This window comes from Sphingomonas sp. CCH9-E2 (assembly GCF_001557215.1).
Lineage (GTDB): Bacteria > Pseudomonadota > Alphaproteobacteria > Sphingomonadales > Sphingomonadaceae > Sphingomonas.
Genome location: NZ_LSJM01000305.1, coordinates 21,505 through 39,493, shown reverse-complemented (window position 1 = coordinate 39,493; position 17,989 = coordinate 21,505). Strand labels below are relative to the sequence as shown.

The 17,989-nt window shown below is 66.7% G+C and carries 18 protein-coding genes and 1 tRNA gene; 10 read left to right on the top strand and 9 right to left on the bottom strand.

The window, feature by feature from the left end; all coding sequences use genetic code 11:
* Positions 1-5 precede the first annotated feature (5 nt).
* The 3 genes from AX681_RS14140 to wecC all read left to right on the top strand — a co-directional run bounded on the left by AX681_RS14140 (position 6) and on the right by wecC (position 3,724).
* Positions 6-1,262: a hypothetical protein gene (locus AX681_RS14140; protein WP_066660996.1), complete on the top strand. Its 1,257-nt coding sequence runs from the start codon at positions 6-8 to the stop codon at positions 1,260-1,262.
* Positions 1,263-1,338: 76 nt separating this feature from the next.
* Positions 1,339-2,472: a non-hydrolyzing UDP-N-acetylglucosamine 2-epimerase gene (wecB, locus tag AX681_RS14135; protein WP_197421953.1), complete on the top strand. Its 1,134-nt coding sequence runs from the start codon at positions 1,339-1,341 to the stop codon at positions 2,470-2,472.
* Complete coding sequence (gene wecC, locus AX681_RS14130; RefSeq protein WP_066660999.1) at positions 2,462-3,724, top strand: UDP-N-acetyl-D-mannosamine dehydrogenase; 1,263 nt, start codon at positions 2,462-2,464, stop codon at positions 3,722-3,724. The genes wecB and wecC overlap by 11 nt, the downstream gene beginning before the upstream one ends.
* 55 nt (positions 3,725-3,779) lie before the next feature.
* Here the strand turns inward: wecC and AX681_RS14125 are convergent, their stop codons facing one another.
* The gene (locus tag AX681_RS14125) at positions 3,780-5,060 is read right to left on the bottom strand and encodes an exopolysaccharide biosynthesis polyprenyl glycosylphosphotransferase (RefSeq protein WP_156442783.1); all 1,281 of its coding nucleotides are present in this window, start codon (positions 5,058-5,060) and stop codon (positions 3,780-3,782) included.
* A 273-nt stretch (positions 5,061-5,333) separates the two neighbouring features.
* On the bottom strand, positions 5,334-6,035 hold the full coding sequence (locus AX681_RS14120) for a class I SAM-dependent methyltransferase (RefSeq protein ID WP_066661002.1): 702 nt from the start codon (positions 6,033-6,035) through the stop codon (positions 5,334-5,336).
* A 150-nt stretch (positions 6,036-6,185) separates the two neighbouring features.
* Between AX681_RS14120 and AX681_RS14115 the strand changes: the two genes are divergently transcribed.
* Positions 6,186-7,457: a nucleotide sugar dehydrogenase gene (locus tag AX681_RS14115; protein ID WP_066661006.1), complete on the top strand. Its 1,272-nt coding sequence runs from the start codon at positions 6,186-6,188 to the stop codon at positions 7,455-7,457.
* An 80-nt stretch (positions 7,458-7,537) separates the two neighbouring features.
* Here the strand turns inward: AX681_RS14115 and AX681_RS14110 are convergent, their stop codons facing one another.
* Both AX681_RS14110 and rpsU read right to left on the bottom strand, forming a co-directional pair.
* Complete coding sequence (locus tag AX681_RS14110; RefSeq protein WP_066661014.1) at positions 7,538-8,140, bottom strand: FKBP-type peptidyl-prolyl cis-trans isomerase; 603 nt, start codon at positions 8,138-8,140, stop codon at positions 7,538-7,540.
* A gap of 96 nt (positions 8,141-8,236) precedes the next feature.
* Positions 8,237-8,443, bottom strand: a complete 207-nt coding sequence (gene rpsU / locus AX681_RS14105; protein WP_066661016.1) for a 30S ribosomal protein S21 — start codon at positions 8,441-8,443, stop codon at positions 8,237-8,239.
* Positions 8,444-8,669: 226 nt separating this feature from the next.
* Between rpsU and AX681_RS14100 the strand changes: the two genes are divergently transcribed.
* The 5 genes from AX681_RS14100 (at position 8,670) to AX681_RS14080 (ending at position 14,640) form a co-directional block, all read left to right on the top strand.
* A complete protein-coding gene (locus AX681_RS14100; protein WP_066661018.1) occupies positions 8,670-10,097 on the top strand; it encodes a S41 family peptidase in 1,428 nt (475 codons plus the stop codon).
* Positions 10,098-10,151: 54 nt separating this feature from the next.
* Positions 10,152-11,330: a nucleotidyltransferase family protein gene (locus tag AX681_RS14095; RefSeq protein ID WP_197421954.1), complete on the top strand. Its 1,179-nt coding sequence runs from the start codon at positions 10,152-10,154 to the stop codon at positions 11,328-11,330.
* The gene (locus AX681_RS14090) at positions 11,327-12,613 is read left to right on the top strand and encodes an MFS transporter (RefSeq protein ID WP_066661022.1); all 1,287 of its coding nucleotides are present in this window, start codon (positions 11,327-11,329) and stop codon (positions 12,611-12,613) included. Before AX681_RS14095 ends, AX681_RS14090 begins: the two co-directional genes overlap by 4 nt.
* 145 nt (positions 12,614-12,758) lie before the next feature.
* Positions 12,759-14,513: a single-stranded-DNA-specific exonuclease RecJ gene (gene recJ / locus AX681_RS14085; RefSeq protein WP_066657177.1), complete on the top strand. Its 1,755-nt coding sequence runs from the start codon at positions 12,759-12,761 to the stop codon at positions 14,511-14,513.
* A 52-nt stretch (positions 14,514-14,565) separates the two neighbouring features.
* Positions 14,566-14,640, top strand: a tRNA-Glu gene (locus tag AX681_RS14080).
* A 169-nt stretch (positions 14,641-14,809) separates the two neighbouring features.
* Here the strand turns inward: AX681_RS14080 and AX681_RS14075 are convergent.
* The 3 genes from AX681_RS14075 to AX681_RS14065 are packed head-to-tail and all read right to left on the bottom strand — an operon-like array spanning position 14,810 to position 16,431.
* Positions 14,810-15,589 carry a sulfite exporter TauE/SafE family protein gene (locus tag AX681_RS14075; RefSeq protein WP_066573316.1) on the bottom strand — a complete coding sequence of 260 codons (780 nt, stop codon included), beginning with the start codon at positions 15,587-15,589 and terminating at the stop codon, positions 14,810-14,812.
* 7 nt (positions 15,590-15,596) lie between these two features.
* Entirely contained in the window at positions 15,597-16,109 is a 513-nt protein-coding gene (locus tag AX681_RS14070; RefSeq protein WP_066573313.1) for a rhodanese family protein, read from the bottom strand.
* A 4-nt stretch (positions 16,110-16,113) separates the two neighbouring features.
* Positions 16,114-16,431 (bottom strand): ArsR/SmtB family transcription factor, encoded by a 318-nt coding sequence (locus AX681_RS14065; RefSeq protein ID WP_066573310.1) that lies wholly within the window; start codon positions 16,429-16,431, stop codon positions 16,114-16,116.
* Positions 16,432-16,499: 68 nt separating this feature from the next.
* On the opposite strand from AX681_RS14065, the gene AX681_RS14060 reads away from it, so the two are divergent.
* Positions 16,500-17,375: an MBL fold metallo-hydrolase gene (locus AX681_RS14060; RefSeq protein WP_066573305.1), complete on the top strand. Its 876-nt coding sequence runs from the start codon at positions 16,500-16,502 to the stop codon at positions 17,373-17,375.
* An 89-nt stretch (positions 17,376-17,464) separates the two neighbouring features.
* Here the strand turns inward: AX681_RS14060 and AX681_RS22875 are convergent, their stop codons facing one another.
* A complete protein-coding gene (locus AX681_RS22875) occupies positions 17,465-17,668 on the bottom strand; it encodes a DUF6771 family protein (protein WP_066573302.1) in 204 nt (67 codons plus the stop codon).
* Positions 17,669-17,749: 81 nt separating this feature from the next.
* Entirely contained in the window at positions 17,750-17,986 is a 237-nt protein-coding gene (locus AX681_RS14050) for an AlpA family phage regulatory protein (RefSeq protein ID WP_066573299.1), read from the bottom strand.
* Positions 17,987-17,989: the final 3 nt, after the last annotated feature.

Here is a 17,989-nt window from a genome sequence, read left to right as displayed (position 1 = left end):
CCGCCATGACCCTGTCCGGAACCAAGCCGGTGCGGCTGCCCACCGGCAGCTGGCCGGCGCGGATCGCGGCGATCGTGATCGCCCTGCTCTTCGTCGGCCTGCTGTTCCAGTCGCGGGTCGGCTTCATGCTGGCCCGGGTTCAGCCCGACGCGGCGCTCGCAGTTGCGCCGGGCAATCCCGATGCGCTGAAAAGCCAGATCGAATATCGGCTGATGCGCGCCAAGCGCGAGGATCAGGCGGCACTGATCGACCTCAGCCGTCGCGCGGTGCGCGCCGAGCCCTATAACCCGGTCGCGCTGCGCACGCTGGGCCTGTTCGCCGCCTTCGAGAAGAAGGACGCCCAGGCCGACGCGTTGTTCAGCATGGCCGCCAAATTCTCGCTGCGTGACCTGTTCACCCATGCCTGGCTGTTCGAGAATCGGCTCGCCACCGGCCGCTATGCCGAAGCCTTTTCCGAAGCCGACATCCTGCTGCGCCAGCGCTCGACCAACTGGGAGGTGGTTATCCCGCTGCTCGCCCAGCGGATCAAGGATCCGCGCGTGATCGACCCGATGGCGCGGATGCTGGCAACCAACCCCAGCTGGCGCGGCGCGCTGTTGCTCGAACTCGCCAGTCCGAAGGTCGATCTGGAGGCCGGTCACGCCCTGCTCGCCCGGCTCGCAGCGCTGGGCGCACCTGCCACCACGGCTGAGGCAACCCCCTATTTCCAGCGTGCCGCAGGCGAAATGCGGCTGCCCTTGCTCCACCGCCGCTGGATGCAGATGCTGCCTCGCGCGACGCGGATCCAGGCGGGCGGATTGCTGCGTGACGGCGATTTCACAGGCTTGGATGTGCCCCCGCCCTTTGGCTGGCGCTATTTCAACGATGACGGGGTGATCGCCGAACCGGGAGAAAGCCTGATCCCGGGCCAGGGCCGGGCGCTCTACATCTCCTATCCCGGCGACCGACAGGTGACCTTTGCCGAGCAGCAGCTGGTGCTATCCGCCGGCCGCTACCGCTTTGCCGGGCGCGCCACCACCGATGCCGAGGTCGCGGCCGGGCAGGTTCACTGGTCGCTTCGCTGCGGGCGCGGCGTTCAGGAACGCGAGATCGCACGGCAGCCACTGGCGCCCGGCGTCGACCGCCCCCAGCGCTTTACGCTGGCGTTCGACGTTCCCGCCGGGTGCGTCGGACCGAAGCTCAGCCTGATCGGGCTCAAGAGCGACACGATGGAAAGCGCCAATCTGTGGATTGACGCACTGACGATGACTCCGATTTCGTAACTGGCACGCAACAGGATCGCCCTACCCGCGCCGAATAATACTTGCCTCCAAATTGCTGATCTGGAAGGGGACCGGCATGGCCACTGCACCGCGATTGCGCGTTCTCATCGTGTTCGGGACCCGGCCAGAGGCGATCAAGCTCTACCCGTTGGTTCAGCGCCTGCGCGACGACCCCGCCGTCGATCTGCGCGTGTGCGTGACCGCGCAGCATCGCCAGATGCTCGATCAGGTGCTGGCGATTGCCGGCATCGTCCCCGACCATGACCTCGACATCATGCTGCCCAACCAGTCGCTCGACGAGCTGACGGCGCGACTGCTGCGCGAAATCGGCCGGGTGCTGGACGCGGAAAAGCCCGATCGCGTGGTCGTGCAGGGCGATACCGCGACCGCGATGGTCGGCGCGCTCGCCGCCTATTACCGCAAGATCCCGGTCTCGCATGTCGAGGCGGGGCTGCGCAGCGGCAACATCCATCATCCCTGGCCCGAAGAGGTCAACCGCAAGATCATCGGCACCATCGCCGACCAGCATTTCGCACCGACCGACACGTCGCGTGACGCGCTGCTGGCGGAAAACGTCCCCGCCGAGCGGGTCGAGGTGACCGGCAACACTGTGATCGACGCGCTCCACACCACGCTGGAGGCGATCGAGCGCGATCCCTCACTTGCGGCGCAGATCGATCCGATCCTCGCCCCGTTCGCCGGCAAGCGGATCATCGCCGTCACCACCCACCGCCGCGAGAATTTCGGGGCAGGGCTCGAGGGCATGGCGCGCGCGGTGCGCCGTATCGCCGAGCGCCCCGATGTCGCGGTGATTTTCCCGGTCCATCCCAACCCCAATGTCCGCGCGCCGATGCAGGCGGTGCTCGGCGGCATGCCCAATGTCGCGATGATCGACCCGCTCGATTATCCCAATTTCGTCGCCCTGCTCGCGCGCTGCCACCTCGTCCTCACCGACAGCGGCGGGGTGCAGGAAGAGGCGCCGGCCCTCGCCAAGCCGGTGCTGGTGATGCGCGAAACGACCGAGCGGCCGGAGGGCGTGGTCGCCGGGACCGCCCGGCTGGTCGGCAGCGACGAGGAAACCATCGTCGCCGCAACGCTTGAGCTGCTCGACGACGAGCAGGCCTATGCCGCCATGGCGCGTGCCCACAACCCGTTCGGAGATGGGAAGAGCAGTGACCGAATCGCACGGACCATCGTCAATGCCCGCTGACGCCCAGCTTCGCGTCGGGGTCGTCGGCCTCGGCTATATCGGCCTGCCGACAGCGGCGGTGATCGCCCGGACCGGCGCCCGCGTCGTCGGGATCGACGTGAACCCGCATGTCGTGGAGACGATCAACCGCGGCGAGATCCACATCGAGGAGGCCAATCTCGACGCGCTGGTGCATCAGGTCGTGTCGTCGGGGCACCTCGCCGCGTCGCTTACGGCCGAACCGTGCGACGTGTTCGTGATCGCCGTCCCCACCCCGTTCGACGACGACCACCGCCCCGATATCAGCTATGTGCTGAAGGCGGGCGAGACGATCGCCCCCGTCCTCAAGCGCGGCGATCTGGTCATTCTCGAATCGACCTCCCCCGTCGGCACGACCGAACAGCTGCGCGACCAGCTCGCCGCCGCACGCCCCGACCTTAGCTTCCCCCAAGGCTGGGACGACACCGCCGATGTCTGTGTCGCCTATTGCCCGGAACGGGTGCTGCCCGGCCGCATCCTGTTCGAACTGGTCGACAATGACCGCTCGATCGGCGGGATCAGCAAAGGCTGTTCGGACGGCGCCACCGCCTTCTACAAACGCTTTGTCGAGGGTGAGTGCATCGTCACCACCGCGCGCACGGCGGAGATGTGCAAGCTGGTCGAGAACTCGTTCCGCGACGTGAATATCGCCTTCGCCAACGAATTGTCGATCGTCTGCGACACGCTGCAGCTGGACGTGTGGGAGGTGATCCGCCTCGCCAACCGCCACCCGCGCGTCAACATCCTTCAGCCCGGCCCCGGCGTCGGCGGGCACTGCATCGCGGTCGATCCCTGGTTCATCGTGCACAGCGATCCCGCCAATGCCCGGCTGATCCGCACCGCGCGCGAAGTGAATGACGGCAAGATCGGCTATAGCTTCGACCGCGCAGCCGCGCTGGCGGAGTCGGCGCCCGACGCAAGGATCGCCTGCCTCGGCCTCGCCTTCAAACCCAATATCGACGATCTGCGCGAAAGCCCCGCGCTGCGCGTGGCGCAGCTGATGGCGGAGCGGTTCGGCGCCCGCGTGCAGCTGGTGGAGCCGCATGTCGACACGCTGCCGCGCGCATTTGACGGCACTGGCGCGCAGCTGACCGACCTCGCCACCGCGCTGGCCGAATGCGAGGTGCTGGTGCTGCTGGTCGACCATGACGCGTTCAAGGATGTCACGGTCCAGCAGCGCGCCGGCAAACTGATCTACGATTGCCGGGGTATCTGGACCGCGGCACGGAGCTGATCCGGGTTCAGCTTGAGGCGAATGGCGGCACCGACGCGTGCCGCCCTACAGCAAATTACTTCGCGCCGAACCCGCTGACGACCGTGGCGACGGTGCGGAACAGGATCAGCAGGTCGAGCCAGGCCGAGAAGTTCTTGATGTAGAAAAAGTCGTAATGGAGCTTGAGGTTGACCGAGGTCAGGTCCGCCACATGCCCCTGATTGACCTGTGCCCAGCCGCTGATCCCCGGCCGCACGATATGGCGATAGCGGTAGTGCGGGATTTCCGCCTCATACCATTCCGACAGCGGGATCGCCTCGGGCCGCGGGCCGATCCAGCTCATCTCGCCGCGCAGCACGTTGAACGCCTGGGGCAGTTCGTCGAGCCGGGTGCGGCGCAGGAAGCGCCCGATCCGCGTGATGCGGTCATCCTCGTCCTGGGTCACGCAATCGTCGCGATCCTGTCTCTCGTCGCGCGGCCGCATGGTGCGGAACTTGATCACCGTGAACGGCTCGCCGCGAAATCCCATACGCTGCTGGGTGAAGAACACCGGTCCGCGCGAGTCGAGGCGGATGGCGAGCGCGATCACGCCAAGCACCGGCAACAGCACCGGCAGGATGAACAGCGTGCCGATCACGTCGATCACGCGCTTGATCTTCACATAGGCCAGGTTCGGCATCAGCGAGCCGAAGCTGTTTTCCGACAGATGCTCGATCGCGACGCGACCGGTCAGCGATTCGGCGACCTGCTTGACGTGATAGACCAGATGCCCGCGAATCGCCGCTTCGGCCAGCATCCGCTCCCACGCATCGGAATGGTCGTGGCGCAGATCGGCGACGATCACCGCGCGCCGCAGCGTCGGCACTTCGGGGCTGAGCAGCGGGATCCACTCGACCTCGGGCGTCTGGTCGACCACCGACATGTCCCCGGCCGTGACGTAATGGAACCGCAGGGCGGTGGTCTTGTCGAGGTGGAAGCGCAGCGCGAAGGCCACGGCCACCGCGATCAGGAACGACGCGGCGAGGTAGAGGCGGCTATAATCGGCGCGCGAAAGAAATAACGCGGCGAGCGCGATGCCATAGGAGCTGACGAACGACGGCAGAATGTAACCGAACACCGTCGTCCCGGGGAACGCCGACACCCGGCGCAGCAGCACCACGCCCAGCGTTACCGCAAAACCGGCTGCAATCACCGCATAATCGATTGGCCGCGATGCGATGCCCGGCACCAGATAGCGCCCCAGCAGCGGTGCCGGCGCGGCGACCGCGAGCACGAGCAGCACCAGCAGCTCGACCCGCATCGATTCGAACAGGCTGTTGCGCGGCCGATGCGTCAGCTCGGCATACATCTTCAACATAATTGCCCCCCATGAGCGGAGCGGCCGATCAGCGATTCACGCATGTTCAAGCCGAGCCTCCCATAGCCCTGTTTCCGATTCCAACCCGGCCTCCCGCCGTTGCGCCGGGGACCGGCTGCAGCGAAAGGCTTCGACACGCTGGACAGGCGGCGACCATAGCCGAAAATCCGCCCGACCGCGAATCGACGGAATCGGTCATCGGTTCCACCGCGCCTGACGGTAAAAACCTTTCGCTGAGCATTCTTACCGCGCCGTGACGATCCGGTAACAGAATCACGCTGCCCCGCGCTGTCCGACCATCACCACCAGCGTCTTGCTGCGATTCACTCCCAGTTGCGCGAGGAGGCGATCGCCCGGCGGCGCTGCGTAGAAATGATGCTCAACCGGCGCGACCCCCTGTCGGCGATAGAGCGCGGCGAGTTCATCCGCGCTCGCCATCGATCGGACATGCGCGAAGTAACGCGGCCGCCCGGTCAGGCCGAATGCGATCCGCTCCGCCTTGCGGTACAGCGATTCGCTGTTCGGCAGCGACAGGATCAGCCGCCCGCCCGGCTTGAGCAGTCGCACCAGCCGCGCGACCTCACCCGCTAGATCGGGCAGATATTCCAGTACGCTGGAGCTCAGCACCACATCGAACTGCTCCGCCGGCCAAGCCGACAAGCTGTCGAGCAGCGCCACGTCGAAGGCGATATCGCTCAGCCCCAGTTCCTGCTGCCGCTTCCGTGCCAGCGCGATCATCGCCGCGCTGCCGTCGATCGCGGTCACCGCTGCGCCCACCCGCGCCGCCTCGAAGCTGAACGTGCCCGCGCCGCACCCGGCGTCGAGCACGCGGTCGCCCGGCGCGACATGCCGCGCGATCAGGTCGCGCCACAGCGCCAGCCGTTCGCGAAAACGCGGCGAATGATCATATCCGGCCTGGAAGGATTCGGCGATCGACTCGTGCCAATCCACCGCATCGGCTGTCTTGGCTGTCACGGGTCGTCGCCTCCAATCGGCGTGGCGTTTACGGTCGGGGGCGGTGGATATCAAGGCTTTCCGCAGCCTTACTGCGCTTGCCATGCCCCCGGCTCTTTGCGAAAGGGCGCGCCGAGACCTGCCCAGTCGGGCATGGGCGGGGGACCGGGAATGTCGGCAGATACTCGAGTTACAGTCGTCGGCCTGGGCTATGTCGGGCTGCCGCTGGCGGTGGCGCTGGCCAGGCACTTCGACACCGTTGGCCTGGATATCGACACCAGCCGCATCACCGAGCTGAAGGCGGGGCATGACCGTACCGGTGAGATCAACGCCGATCGCCTCGCCGCGTCCAGCCTGGTTCTGACCAGCGACCCGGCGGAATGCCCGGCCGCCGATTTCATCATCGTCACCGTGCCCACCCCGGTCGATGCCGACAACAAGCCGGACCTTGGCATCGTGATGGCCGCGACCCGCACCGTGGCTGGCATGATCGATCCCGCCCGCGCGCCGATCATCGTCTATGAAAGCACTGTCTATCCCGGCGTGACCGAGGAACTGTGCGGGCCCGAGATCGAGCGGATCGCCGGCCTCGTCTGCGGCAAGGACTTCTTCCTCGGCTATTCGCCCGAGCGCATCAATCCCGGCGACCGCGAGCATACGATCGACAAGATCACCAAGGTCGTGTCCGGCCAGACACCCGAAGTGCTCGACCGCGTCGCCGCGCTCTATGAGCAGGTAACCAGCGGCGGTGTGTTCCGCGCCGCATCGATTCGCGCCGCCGAAGCGGCAAAGGTGATCGAGAACGCCCAGCGCGACATCAACATCGCCTTCATGAACGAGATTACGCGAATCTTCTCCGCGATGGACCTGTCGATCTGGGACGTGCTGGCAGCGGCGCGGACCAAGTGGAACTTCCTGCCCTTCCATCCCGGACTCGTCGGCGGCCACTGCATCGGCGTCGACCCCTTCTATCTCAGCCACAAGGCCGAGATGCTGGGCCACAACCCCGAGGTGATTCTGGCCGGGCGCAGCACCAATGATGCGATGGCCGGTTGGATCGCCGACCGGCTGCATGGACTGCGCGGCGGCGTCGCCGGGCGCGCGCTGGTGCTGGGGCTGACCTTCAAGGAAAATGTCCCCGACCTGCGCAACTCCAAGGTCGCCGACCTGATCGCGCGCCTCGCCGAACTGGGGCATGCGGTCACCGTCCACGACCCGCTCGCCAATGCCGCCGAAGCGCATCACGAATATGGGCTGGAACTGGCCGACGACGCCGCGCTGGCCGAACAATATGACCTCGTCCTGCTCGCAGTGACGCACGACGATTATGTCGCGATGGGCGCCGACAAGCTCTCCGCCCTGGTCGCGCCGGGCGGGCTGTTCGCGGACCTCAAGAACGCGGTGCCGGGCGCCGGTGCCGCAACGGGCCGCTGGACGCTTTAGGCACCAAACCACCCCCCGAAACGAAAAAGGGCGAGGCCATCGGCCCCGCCCTTTTCATGTCCGCAGTCCCTGCCGACCGATCAGTTGCCCGGCGGCGGCGGGGCGCCGCCCGGGGCACCGCCCATCTGCTGCTGCATCATCTGCTGATAGACGCTCATCGGCAGGAACTCGATCAGCTCGACCTCGAACACCAGCAGCGAATCGGCCGGGATCACCTCACGCCCGCTGCGCGGGTCAGTCTTGGCCTCGCTGCCATAGCCCAGCTCGGGCTTGATCCAGATGCGGTATTTGCCGCCCTTCTTCATCAGCTTCAGCGCTTCGCTGAAGCCGGGGATCATGCCCTGGACCGGAAGCGGAGTCGGCTGCTGGCTGGCGTCGAACGTCTCGCCGTTACGCAGCGTGCCCTTGTAGTTGACCAACGCCACGTCGCTGTCGGTCGGGCTAGCGCCGGTCCCTTCGGTGATCGTCTGGATCTGCAGGCCCGACGCCGTCTCGGTCACCCCGGCCTGCGTCTTGTTGCGCGCCAGGAAGGTCGCATTGTCGGCGCGCTCGGTCACGACCTTCTCGGTCCCGACCCAGGCCAGCGCGACGGCACCTGCAACCGCGACGATGATCCCCAGCCACAGCCAGACAAGCGCGCTGCGCTTGGTCGGTGCGATCGGCACGGCGGTGACGGACGACATGGCTCAGCTATCCTGAAGGGGCCGGCCCGCGGCGCGGCGAACGATCACAAACGTCACGCCGTCGGCACGCCCCGCGCGCCGACAGCGAATCGGGCCTTAACGGGCGCCGTCGCGCTCCATGCGCTTGCGCTCGAGCTTGCGCGCACGACGCACCGCAGCGGCACGCTCACGGGCGCGCTTTTCGCTCGGCTTCTCGAAGTGACGGCGCAGCTTCATCTCGCGATAGACGCCCTCACGCTGCAGCTTCTTCTTGAGCGCCCGCAGCGCCTGGTCGACATTATTGTCGCGAACGATGATTTGCATAAAGCCGTCTCAACTCCAGATTCGAATTCAACAGAACAGGGATCGCCGAAGCACCTGCCCCGGGCGTTGGGACGCGCCCCTAGCAAAGGGGCGGCTCAAAGACAAGGCACAGCGGCGATTTCCACGACAAGTCGGTGATTCCGGTCCGCAATCGCGCACGGGTGCGGCAAACGCGCCACATTTACCGCATGACGACCGCCCCGCCTTGCGATATTCTGGCCGGGCTATGCGCCAGTTTCGTCTTCATTTGCAACGTCTTACGGCATCCGTCGCGATCCTGACCCTGTTGTCCGCCTGTGGCGGCGGGGGCAGCGGATCGGTCAGCACCGGGGGCAGCGGGTCCACGCCAGCGCCGACCGGCACCTGCTCGCTCGCCTCGCGCCAGTCCTGGGCGGCGCAGCAGCTCAACGAATGGTATCTCTTCCCCGAAACGCTGCCGACCAGCCTTAGTGCAACGCCCTATACGACGGTTCAGGATTATATCGACGCGCTCACCGCTACCGCGCGGGCGCAGAACAAGGACCGTTATTTCACCTACATTACCTCGATCGCCGAGGAGAATGCCTATTACAACTCCGGCTCCAACGCCGGGTTCGGCATCCGCCTGTCGGTCGATTCGGTCGCGCGCCGCCTGCTGATCGCCGAGGCATTTGAAGGCACCCCCGCGCTGACCGCCGGGATCGACCGCGGAACCGAGATTCTGGCAATCGGGTCAAGTGCGGCAACGCTGCGCAATGTCAGCGACATCATCGCCAGCGAAGGCTCGGCCGGCATTACCAACGCGCTCAACGGCGACACCCGCACCTTCCGCTTCCGCCCGCTCGGCGGGTCGGAACAGACCGCGACGATCACCCGCGCGACCTATACGCTGACCCCGGTCTCGGCCCGCTATGGCGCGAAAATCATCGACGATGCAGGCAAGAAGGTCGGCTACATCAACCTGCGCACCTTCATCAACACCGCCGAAACGCCGCTGCGCACCGCCTTCGCCGATTTCCGCGCACAGGGGGTGAGCGAAGTGATCATCGACCTGCGCTACAATGGCGGCGGGCTGGTTTCGATCGCGACGCTGATCAACAATCTCCTCGCCCGCGACCGGACGAGCAGCCAGGTCGCCAACTACACCACCTTCCGCGCGTCGAAGGCATCGAACAACGAAACCACCTTCTTCAGCCCGCAGTCGCAATCGATCACTCCGACCCGGATCGCCTTCATCGGCACTGGCGGGAGCGCGTCGGCGAGCGAGCTGGTGATGAACACCTTCATCCCGCTGCTGGGCAATCGCGCGGCGCTGGTCGGCACCAACACCTATGGCAAGCCGGTCGGCCAGATCGCGGTCGACCGCACCGCGTGCGACGACCGGCTGCGTGTCGTCGCCTTCGCCACCGAAAACAGCGCGCGCCAGGGGGCCTATTATACCGGCCTTGCCAGTTTCATGGGCGCGACCTGTCAGGCGAGCGACGACGTGACCCGCCCGCTCGGCGATCCGCAGGAGGCGTCGATCAAGACTGCACTTGATTTCCTCGCCGGTCGCAGCTGTACGCCGATCACGGCGTCGAGCATGGAAGTTGCGCGAAGCAGCAAGGGCGGGCTGGAGCTGGTGAGCCCGACACGGCCGAGCACCGCACAGCGCGAGGTGCCCGGGTCGTTCTGACGGCCGACACCGTGCGGCGGGGGCCGCACGCGAATGGGTTCTGGGGGATTGAAGGTGCCAAAGCCGCAGCGGGCAAGTGATGCGACGGGTGCCTTCGGCTTTCTGGCTGCGGCGTGCCGTTGGCCCGACAATGCCGCCCGGCACGACGCGATCCGGACCGCCGCCGCCCGCGTGACCGATTGGGAGGCGGTGTTCACCGATGCGACCCGGCACCGCGTCATGCCGCTCGTCGCCGGGGCGATGCGGCACTGCGCCAAGGTTCCCGCCGCGATTGCCGAGCGCAGTATCGCCGCCGCCCGCCGCGACAGCATGGTCGCGATGGTCCAGACCGCCGAGCTCTGCCGCATCGGCGCGGCCTTCACCGCACGCGGCATCGACTGGATCACCGTCAAGGGGCCGGCCCTTGCCCTGCTCGCCTATGGCAATGTCGGGACCAAGGCATCGCACGATATCGACCTGCTGATCGATCCGGCCGCCCGCGCCGAGGCGTTCGCCGCGTTGCAGGATCTGGGCTATGTCTCGCTCGACGGACAGGACCGCGCGGAGCCGGGCTCACTCGATCATGTGCTCAAGGACAGCGCGTGGCGGCATCCCGGCAGCCGGGTGATGGTCGAACTCCACACGCGCTTGTTCATCAACCGTGCGCTCGTCCCCACGCTCGGCCTGAACTCGCCGCGCGAGACCGTCGCGGTCGGCGCGGAGCATCGCCTGCCTTCGCTCGCCCGTCCCGAAATGCTGGTCTATCTCGCCGTGCATGGCGCGAGCACCAATTGGCACCGGCTGAAATGGATCGCAGACTTCGCCGCATTGACCCGGTGCAGCAGCGACGCGGAGCGCGCCGCCGCGCGCGACTGCGCCGCCCGGATCGGCGCGGGCGACGTGCACGACAGCGCGCTGGCGCTCGCGGCCGATCTGTTCGGCGACTCCGCCTGCCCGCCGCCCGCGACGCTCTCGCATCAGGCGCGCCGCCTGACCGCAGCGGCGCTGCGCGACCTCACCGCCCCGCACCGCGCGACGCTGCGCGAAGTCGACTGGGACCGCAGCCTGGTTGTCTATCTCGACAAAATCCGGTTCATGCCGGACTGGGCCTATCGCCGCGAGGAGCTGCGCCTGATGCTGATCGAAGCCTCGTCCTACTCCCCCGATGCGCCATGGTGGCGCCCCTGGGTCGCGCCCTTCGGCCTCGCCGGGCGTTTCGTCCGGCGCAAGCTCACCCAGGCGGTTAGCCGATGAGCGCCGCGACCGACACGCGCCAGCGGCTCAAGTCGATCTTTGGCGGGTCGGCGGGCAATCTGGTCGAATGGTATGACTGGTACGCTTATGCCGCGTTCAGCAGCTACCTCGCCCCGCATTTCTTCCCCAAGGACGATCCGCTGGCGCAATCGCTCAACGTCTGGGCGATCTTCGCGGTCGGCTTTTTCATGCGCCCGATCGGTGCGTGGCTGATGGGAATTTACGGCGACCGGCGCGGGCGCAAGGCTGGCCTCACGCTGTCGGTGACTTTGATGTGCGGCGGATCGATGCTGATTGCGGTGACGCCGAGCTATGACAGTATCGGCACATGGGCGACGGTATCGCTGGTCGTTGCGCGATTGATGCAGGGCCTGTCGGTCGGCGGCGAATATGGTGCGAGCGCGACCTATCTGTCCGAAATGGCGGGGCGCGAGCGGCGCGGTTTCTATTCCAGCTTCCAATATGTGACGCTGATCTCCGGCCACCTCGTGGCGCTGGCGGTGCTGCTCGCGCTGCAGGCGGCGATGGCCGACACCGCGCTGGCGGAGTGGGGCTGGCGCATCCCCTTCTTCATCGGCGGCGCGCTCGCGATCGGCGTGTTCTGGCTCCGCCGCAACCTGCCCGAAACGCAAAGCTTCGCCAACCGCAGCACGGCGGCGGAGGACAAGTCGAGCTTCGGCGGCCTGTTCCTGCGCCACCCGCGTGAGGCGGCACTGGTGATGCTGCTCACCGCCGGCGGCACGCTCGCCTTCTACGCCTACTCCGTCTATTTGCTCACCTTCCTCAGCGGCACCGGCGCGTTCACAAAGCAGGTCTCGACCCAGATCAGCGCCGCCGCTTTGTTCGTGTTCATGTGCCTCCAGCCGCTCGCGGGTGCGCTGTCCGACCGGATCGGGCGCAAGCCGCTGATGGTCGGGTTCGGCGTGCTCGGCGTCGTCTTCACCTGGCCGATCTTCACCACGCTGGAGAGCGTGCAGACCCCGCTCGCCGCCTTCCTGATCATGTCCGGCGCGCTGGTGATCGTCACCGGCTACACCTCGATCAACGCGGTGGTGAAGGCGGAGTTGTTCCCGGCGCATATCCGCACGCTCGGCGTTGCTTTGCCCTATGCGCTGGCCAACGCGATCTTCGGCGGCACCGCGCCCTATGTGGCGCTGTGGTTCAAGGATCAGGGGATGGAGCGCGGCTTCTACTGGTATGTGACCGCGATGATCGGCGTGTCGCTAGTCACCTATCTGCTGATGCGCGACACGCGGGTGCACAGCAAGATTTTGGAAGACTGAATCTCCCCTCCCGCTTGCGGGAGGGGTCGGGGGAGGGCCTGTCCTCTTGAGTCCGCCGCCTGCGGACAGCCCCTCCCCTAACCCCTCCCGCAAGCGGGAGGGGAACCTGATTCACACTGCCGCCAATCCACGCTAAAGCCCCCCGATGACCCCCGTGCTCAACGTCCATAGTTCGATCCTCGGTCAGGCCTGGCGCTGGCGCGGGCTGGCGGCGGATGCGCGCGATCCCTCCTTCGCCCCCGACGATCTCGTCACCCAATTGCTGCTCACCCGCGGCTGCCCGCGCGAAGAGCTGGAGGCGCATCGCAGCCCCAGCATCCGCGCCTTCATGCCGGACCCCTCCATCTTCCGCGACATGGACCGCGCCGCCGAACGCTTGGCCGACGCCGTGCAGCGCGGGCAGCAGGTCACGGTGTTCGGCGATTATGACGTCGATGGCGCAACCTCCGCCGCGTTGCTGATCCGCCTGCTCCGCGATCTCGGCCTCGCCCCGCGCGCCTATATCCCCGACAGGCTTATGGAGGGCTACGGCCCCTCGGGCGAGGCGCTGGTGCGGCTGAAGCACGACGGCGCCGACCTGATCGTCACCGTCGATTGCGGCGCGATGGCCTATGACGCGCTGGCCGAGGCCAAGGCGGTCGGGGCCGAGGTGATCGTGGTCGACCACCATAAATGCGCCTCCGAACTCCCGGTCGCACTCGCGCTGGTCAATCCCAACCGCCTCGACGAGGATGAGGGGCGCGCGCATGGCCACCTCGCCGCCGTCGGCGTCGCCTGGCTGCTCGGCGCGGCGTTGGTCCGCGTGTTGCGCGGGCGTGGCTTCTTCGCCAGCCGCGCCGAACCGCGCCTGCTCGACCTGCTCGACCTCGTCGCGCTCGGCACCGTCGCCGATGTGGCGCAGCTTAAGGGGCTCAACCGCGCCTTCGTGGCCCAGGGCCTCAAGGTGATGGCCCAGCGCCGCAACATCGGCATGAACGCGCTGATCGATGCGAGCCGCCTGACCCGCGCCCCGACCTGCACCGATCTCGGCTTCGCGCTCGGCCCGCGCATCAATGCCGGCGGGCGCGTCGGCAAGTCGGACCTCGGCGTCCGCCTGCTCACCACCGAGGATATGGACGAGGCGCGCGGCATCGCGCAGGAGCTCGACCGTCTGAACGAAGAACGCCGCGCGATCGAGGCGGAGGTCCAGCAATCCGCCGAAGCGATGGACTGCGACGGCGCGGTAGCGGTCGTTGCCGCGCGCGGCTGGCACCCCGGCGTGATCGGCATCGTCGCCGGACGACTCAAGGAAAAGCACGGTCGCCCGGCCATCGTCATCGCGATCGGTGAGGATAGGATCGGCAAGGGCTCGGGCCGCTCGATCTCCGGCGTCGATCTCGGCGCGGCGATCATCGCGGCCAAGGAAGCCGGCCTGCTGATCGCGGGCGGCGGCCATGCGATGGCGGCGGGCGTCACCGTCGCGGAGGATCAGATCCCCGCCTTCGTCGCCTTCCTCAACGCCAAGCTCGCCGAAGCGGTCGAGCGCGCCTCCGAATCGCGCGCGCTGCTGCTCGACGCGGTGCTCGCGCCGGGCGGGGTCAATCCGCAGCTGGTCGAGGCGATGGAGGCGGGCGGCCCCTATGGCATGGGCTGGCCCGCGCCGCGCGTCGTCGCCGGGCCGGTACGCCTGATCAAGTGCGACGTCGTCGGCAACGGCCATGTCCGCGCGATCGTCGCGGGCGATGACGGGCGCAGCATCAAGGCGATGGCGTTCCGCGCCGCCGACACGCCGCTCGGCCTCGCCTTGCTCGGCGCCCCGCGCGACCGCCGCCTGTGGATCGCCGGCCGCGCGAAGATCGACGACTGGGGTCCAAGGCCCGCCGCAGAAATTCATCTCGACGATGCCGCCTGGGCCGACTGAAAACCCCTTGACCCGGCGCGCGGCTTTGCCTAACCGGCGCCCTCGCCATCACGGCCCCTTCGTCTAGCGGTTAGGACGCGGCCCTTTCACGGCTGAAACACGGGTTCGATTCCCGTAGGGGTCACCAAGTCTTTTCAAAGACTTAGCGGAAATTTACGCCGATTTTCAGGCGATTTCTCTCATATTTCTCTCAAATAGATTCCGGGACGCCGGGGGATTGCGTCGGAATCGATTGCGAGATCACATCGCCTGAAGTCGGATGAGCACGGCTCTCTGACCCGTGAGTCGTCTGAAGCTCAAAGGGTGGACAGGACGACGTAGGCACCGACCGCAACAACGACGCCCGCGAATCCCTTTTCAAGGACACCCTTGCGGGCGGCGAACAAACGCCCCAGCCAGATGCCGAAGATCGTTCCGCCCACGCCGCCGGCCACCAGCAGCGCGGTCACCGTCCAGTCGACCAGCCCGGATGCGGCATAGGAAGTGGCGGTCGTCAGGCCAAGCGCACTGACGACGACCAGCGACGTGCCGATGGCGTAGGGCAAAGGCATCGCTGTCGCGAGCATCAGTCCCGGCACGATCAGAAAACCGCCTCCGATCCCAAAGAAGCCGGCGGCGAGCCCTACGGTGAGCCCGATCGGCACGAGTCGCGGCAGGAGTGTTGCGGCGCTTTCGCGCGTGAGGCGCACGTCAGGCACCTCGGCGGCTCTCCGCCTGCGGAGCATCGACAGGCCCACGCCGACCATCAGCAGCCCAAAGAGCGAGAGCAACCGCTCGCCGTCGATTGCCTTGCCCAGTTCGGCGCCGAGTGCCGCACCGATCATCCCGGATGCGGCGAACACGGCGGCGCAACGCCACTTCACCCGGCCGGCGCGGGCGTGTCCTGCTAGGCTGGCAAGCGCGTTCGCCGTCACCGCGACGGCGGCCGTGCCGATCGCTGCGTGTGCCGAACCGATGCCGACCACGTAGACCAGGAGCGGCACCGCGAGGATAGATCCGCCGCCGCCGACAAGGCCGAGCACGAGGCCGACCAGTCCGCCCGATGCCAGCGCCGCAACGATCGAGAGGGCGCCCATCGGTGCCTCAGGCGGCCGCGCGCCGATTCCAGGGCATGACGCGAAGCAGGTTCGCCATGCCACACCAGCCCGTAGTACCGGCGAACATCAGCCCCACGCCGACGAAGGCGGACAGCCCGAAGAATCCCGGTGCAACCAACCACCCGAGCAGGACGCCAGCGAGCACCAGAGCGCCAGCGGTGATCTGCACCTGCCGCATGATCTCCAGCGGCTGTCTGCGATCGGCGACGGTCGCGAAGCCGGCGCGCCGCCAGTTATCGATCCCCCCTTCGAGAAGGTAGGCGGGCGCACCGGCGGCGGCCGCCTGAAGCTGCGCCGCGTTGGCTGCCGTCCGCATGCAAGAACGGCAATGAAATATGACAGGACGGCCGTCGGCCGCCAGGTCGCTGATCCGCGCGAGCGGCAGGTTGAGCGCGCCGGGGATGCGCTCGCGCGCATGTTCGTCGGCGTCGCGGATATCGACCAAGCGTGCGCCGGTCTCGATCGCCGCACGCGCCGCAGTCGGGGACAGGGTCTCCATGTCATCAATCCTTGCAGAAGAGCTGGTAAAGTGTGGTGAGCAGCGTCTCGACGCGCGGATCGGCGATCCGATACCAAAGCGTCTGGCTGTCGCGCCGGAAAGCGATGAGCCCCTCGTCGCGCATCTTTGCGAGATGCTGCGAGCAGGCCGACTGCGACAACCCGACATCGCTGGCGAGGTCGCGCACCGTCACCTCGCCATGCTCGACGAGCTTGCAAAGCAGCATCAGTCGGCGGGCATTGCCGATCGCCTTCAGTGTGTCGGCAACCTGCCCGGCCTTCGCCTCGAACGTCGCCAAGTCCATGGGCGGCTTGAGCATCATCGTTACTCCGTTAGGTATTGCTAATTTAGTATATGCTAATATATAGTCAAGCCAAACGGAGGACGATTATGACCCGGCCCCATATTGAGGCTTTTTTCGACGAGCCGACGAACACGATCAGCTACCTCGTCGGTGACCCCACCACTCGCACCGCCGCCATCATCGACCCGGTGCTCGACTTCGATCTGGCCAGTGGTGTTGCTGACACGCGCTCGGCGGAACGCATCCTTGCGTTCGCAAGCGATCAGGATTGGCGCGTCGAGATGGTGCTGGAGACGCACGCGCACGCCGACCATCTGTCAGCCGCTCCGTTCATCAAGGCTCACACCGATGCATGGATCGGCATCGGCACGCATATTCGCGACGTGCAGCGCATCTTCCGCCCGGTTTTCGCCATGACCGATCTGAAGACCGACGGCTCCGATTTCGATCGGCTGTTCGAGGACGGCGATCGTTTCGCGATCGGCGCGCTGGAGGTGGAAGTGCTGCATGTTCCGGGGCACACGCCGGCGGACATCGCTTATCGGATCGGCGACACGGCCTTCGTCGGCGACACGCTGTTCATGCCCGACTATGGCACAGCGCGGGCCGACTTCCCCGGTGGCGATGCGCGCACGTTGTACCGGTCCATTCAGCGCCTGCTGTCGTTGCCCGACGACACACACTTGTTCATGTGCCACGACTACAAGGCGCCAGGCCGGGACGAGTATTGCTGGGAGACCACGGTGCGAGAACAGCGCATGGCCAGTGTCCATGTGCACGATGGCGTGACCGAGGATGCGTTCGTCGCGATGCGTGAGCAACGCGATGCCGGACTTGCGGTGCCGAAGCTGCTGCTACCCTCGATTCAGGTCAACATTCGCGCGGGACGGTTCCACGAGGCGGAGGCAAACGGCGTGACTTACCTGCGGATACCGGTGAAGTGGCAAGGCCATGCAGGTTAAGCCGGGCCAATAAACGGAGCCGTCTAGCCCAGCTCGGCGCGGCAGCTTCTGGCGATCGACCGAGAACCGAAGTTCGAAGCCGAAAGCGGTCAGATTGGCAGCGTCAACTGGTCCATATCCAGGCTGGGCTCAGTGTGATGTAGCCGATCGACGATCGCGCGCGCCAACTCCTCCGCAGCCTCCGCACGCAATCGATCATTCGGCATCGTGATCCCGACGCGCGCCCATCCTGGCGCGGCAAGGATGGCGGATGAGATGGCGGCACGCGAGGGCTCTGGGGCGAATCGTTCCATGCCGAAGAAATGGCACAAAACAAGAACAAATGGAACGAGTGTCTCGCCGCCTGCCTATGGGAACGCGACGGACCGAGGCCGCTACCCGGTCGGCAAATCTCGGTCTACGATCCTCCGCCGCACCGTCTCCCGCAAACTGGCGACGATGATCAGCGTGCTCCGTCGGTCCTTCGCGATCTGGATTTCGCCACAAGCGATCAGCTCGTAGATCCTCGATCGGCTCAGCCCGGTCATGGCAACGGCGGTGGGGATGCGAACGCTGATCGGCTCGATCGACCCGTTTGCGGGGTATCTCTCATCCAGGCTGGCGGTGCCCATGGC

What these genes read in the sequence shown, in the direction of transcription:
- AX681_RS14110 (WP_066661014.1), bottom strand. Translation starts at nt 8,140, where the DNA reads ATGTCGTCCGTCACCGCCGTGCCGATCGCACCGACCAAGCGCAGCGCG.
- rpsU (WP_066661016.1), bottom strand. Translation starts at nt 8,443, where the DNA reads ATGCAAATCATCGTTCGCGACAATAATGTCGACCAGGCGCTGCGGGCG.
- AX681_RS14075 (WP_066573316.1), bottom strand. Translation starts at nt 15,589, where the DNA reads ATGGGCGCCCTCTCGATCGTTGCGGCGCTGGCATCGGGCGGACTGGTC.
- AX681_RS14065 (WP_066573310.1), bottom strand. Translation starts at nt 16,431, where the DNA reads ATGATGCTCAAGCCGCCCATGGACTTGGCGACGTTCGAGGCGAAGGCC.
- AX681_RS14115 (WP_066661006.1), top strand. Translation starts at nt 6,186, where the DNA reads ATGTCGGCAGATACTCGAGTTACAGTCGTCGGCCTGGGCTATGTCGGG.
- AX681_RS14060 (WP_066573305.1), top strand. Translation starts at nt 16,500, where the DNA reads ATGACCCGGCCCCATATTGAGGCTTTTTTCGACGAGCCGACGAACACG.
- AX681_RS14050 (WP_066573299.1), bottom strand. Translation starts at nt 17,986, where the DNA reads ATGGGCACCGCCAGCCTGGATGAGAGATACCCCGCAAACGGGTCGATC.
- wecC (WP_066660999.1), top strand. Translation starts at nt 2,462, where the DNA reads ATGCCCGCTGACGCCCAGCTTCGCGTCGGGGTCGTCGGCCTCGGCTAT.
- AX681_RS14100 (WP_066661018.1), top strand. Translation starts at nt 8,670, where the DNA reads ATGCGCCAGTTTCGTCTTCATTTGCAACGTCTTACGGCATCCGTCGCG.
- AX681_RS14090 (WP_066661022.1), top strand. Translation starts at nt 11,327, where the DNA reads ATGAGCGCCGCGACCGACACGCGCCAGCGGCTCAAGTCGATCTTTGGC.
- AX681_RS14125 (WP_156442783.1), bottom strand. Translation starts at nt 5,060, where the DNA reads ATGTTGAAGATGTATGCCGAGCTGACGCATCGGCCGCGCAACAGCCTG.
- AX681_RS14070 (WP_066573313.1), bottom strand. Translation starts at nt 16,109, where the DNA reads ATGGAGACCCTGTCCCCGACTGCGGCGCGTGCGGCGATCGAGACCGGC.
- recJ (WP_066657177.1), top strand. Translation starts at nt 12,759, where the DNA reads ATGACCCCCGTGCTCAACGTCCATAGTTCGATCCTCGGTCAGGCCTGG.
- AX681_RS22875 (WP_066573302.1), bottom strand. Translation starts at nt 17,668, where the DNA reads ATGGAACGATTCGCCCCAGAGCCCTCGCGTGCCGCCATCTCATCCGCC.
- wecB (WP_197421953.1), top strand. Translation starts at nt 1,339, where the DNA reads ATGGCCACTGCACCGCGATTGCGCGTTCTCATCGTGTTCGGGACCCGG.
- AX681_RS14140 (WP_066660996.1), top strand. Translation starts at nt 6, where the DNA reads ATGACCCTGTCCGGAACCAAGCCGGTGCGGCTGCCCACCGGCAGCTGG.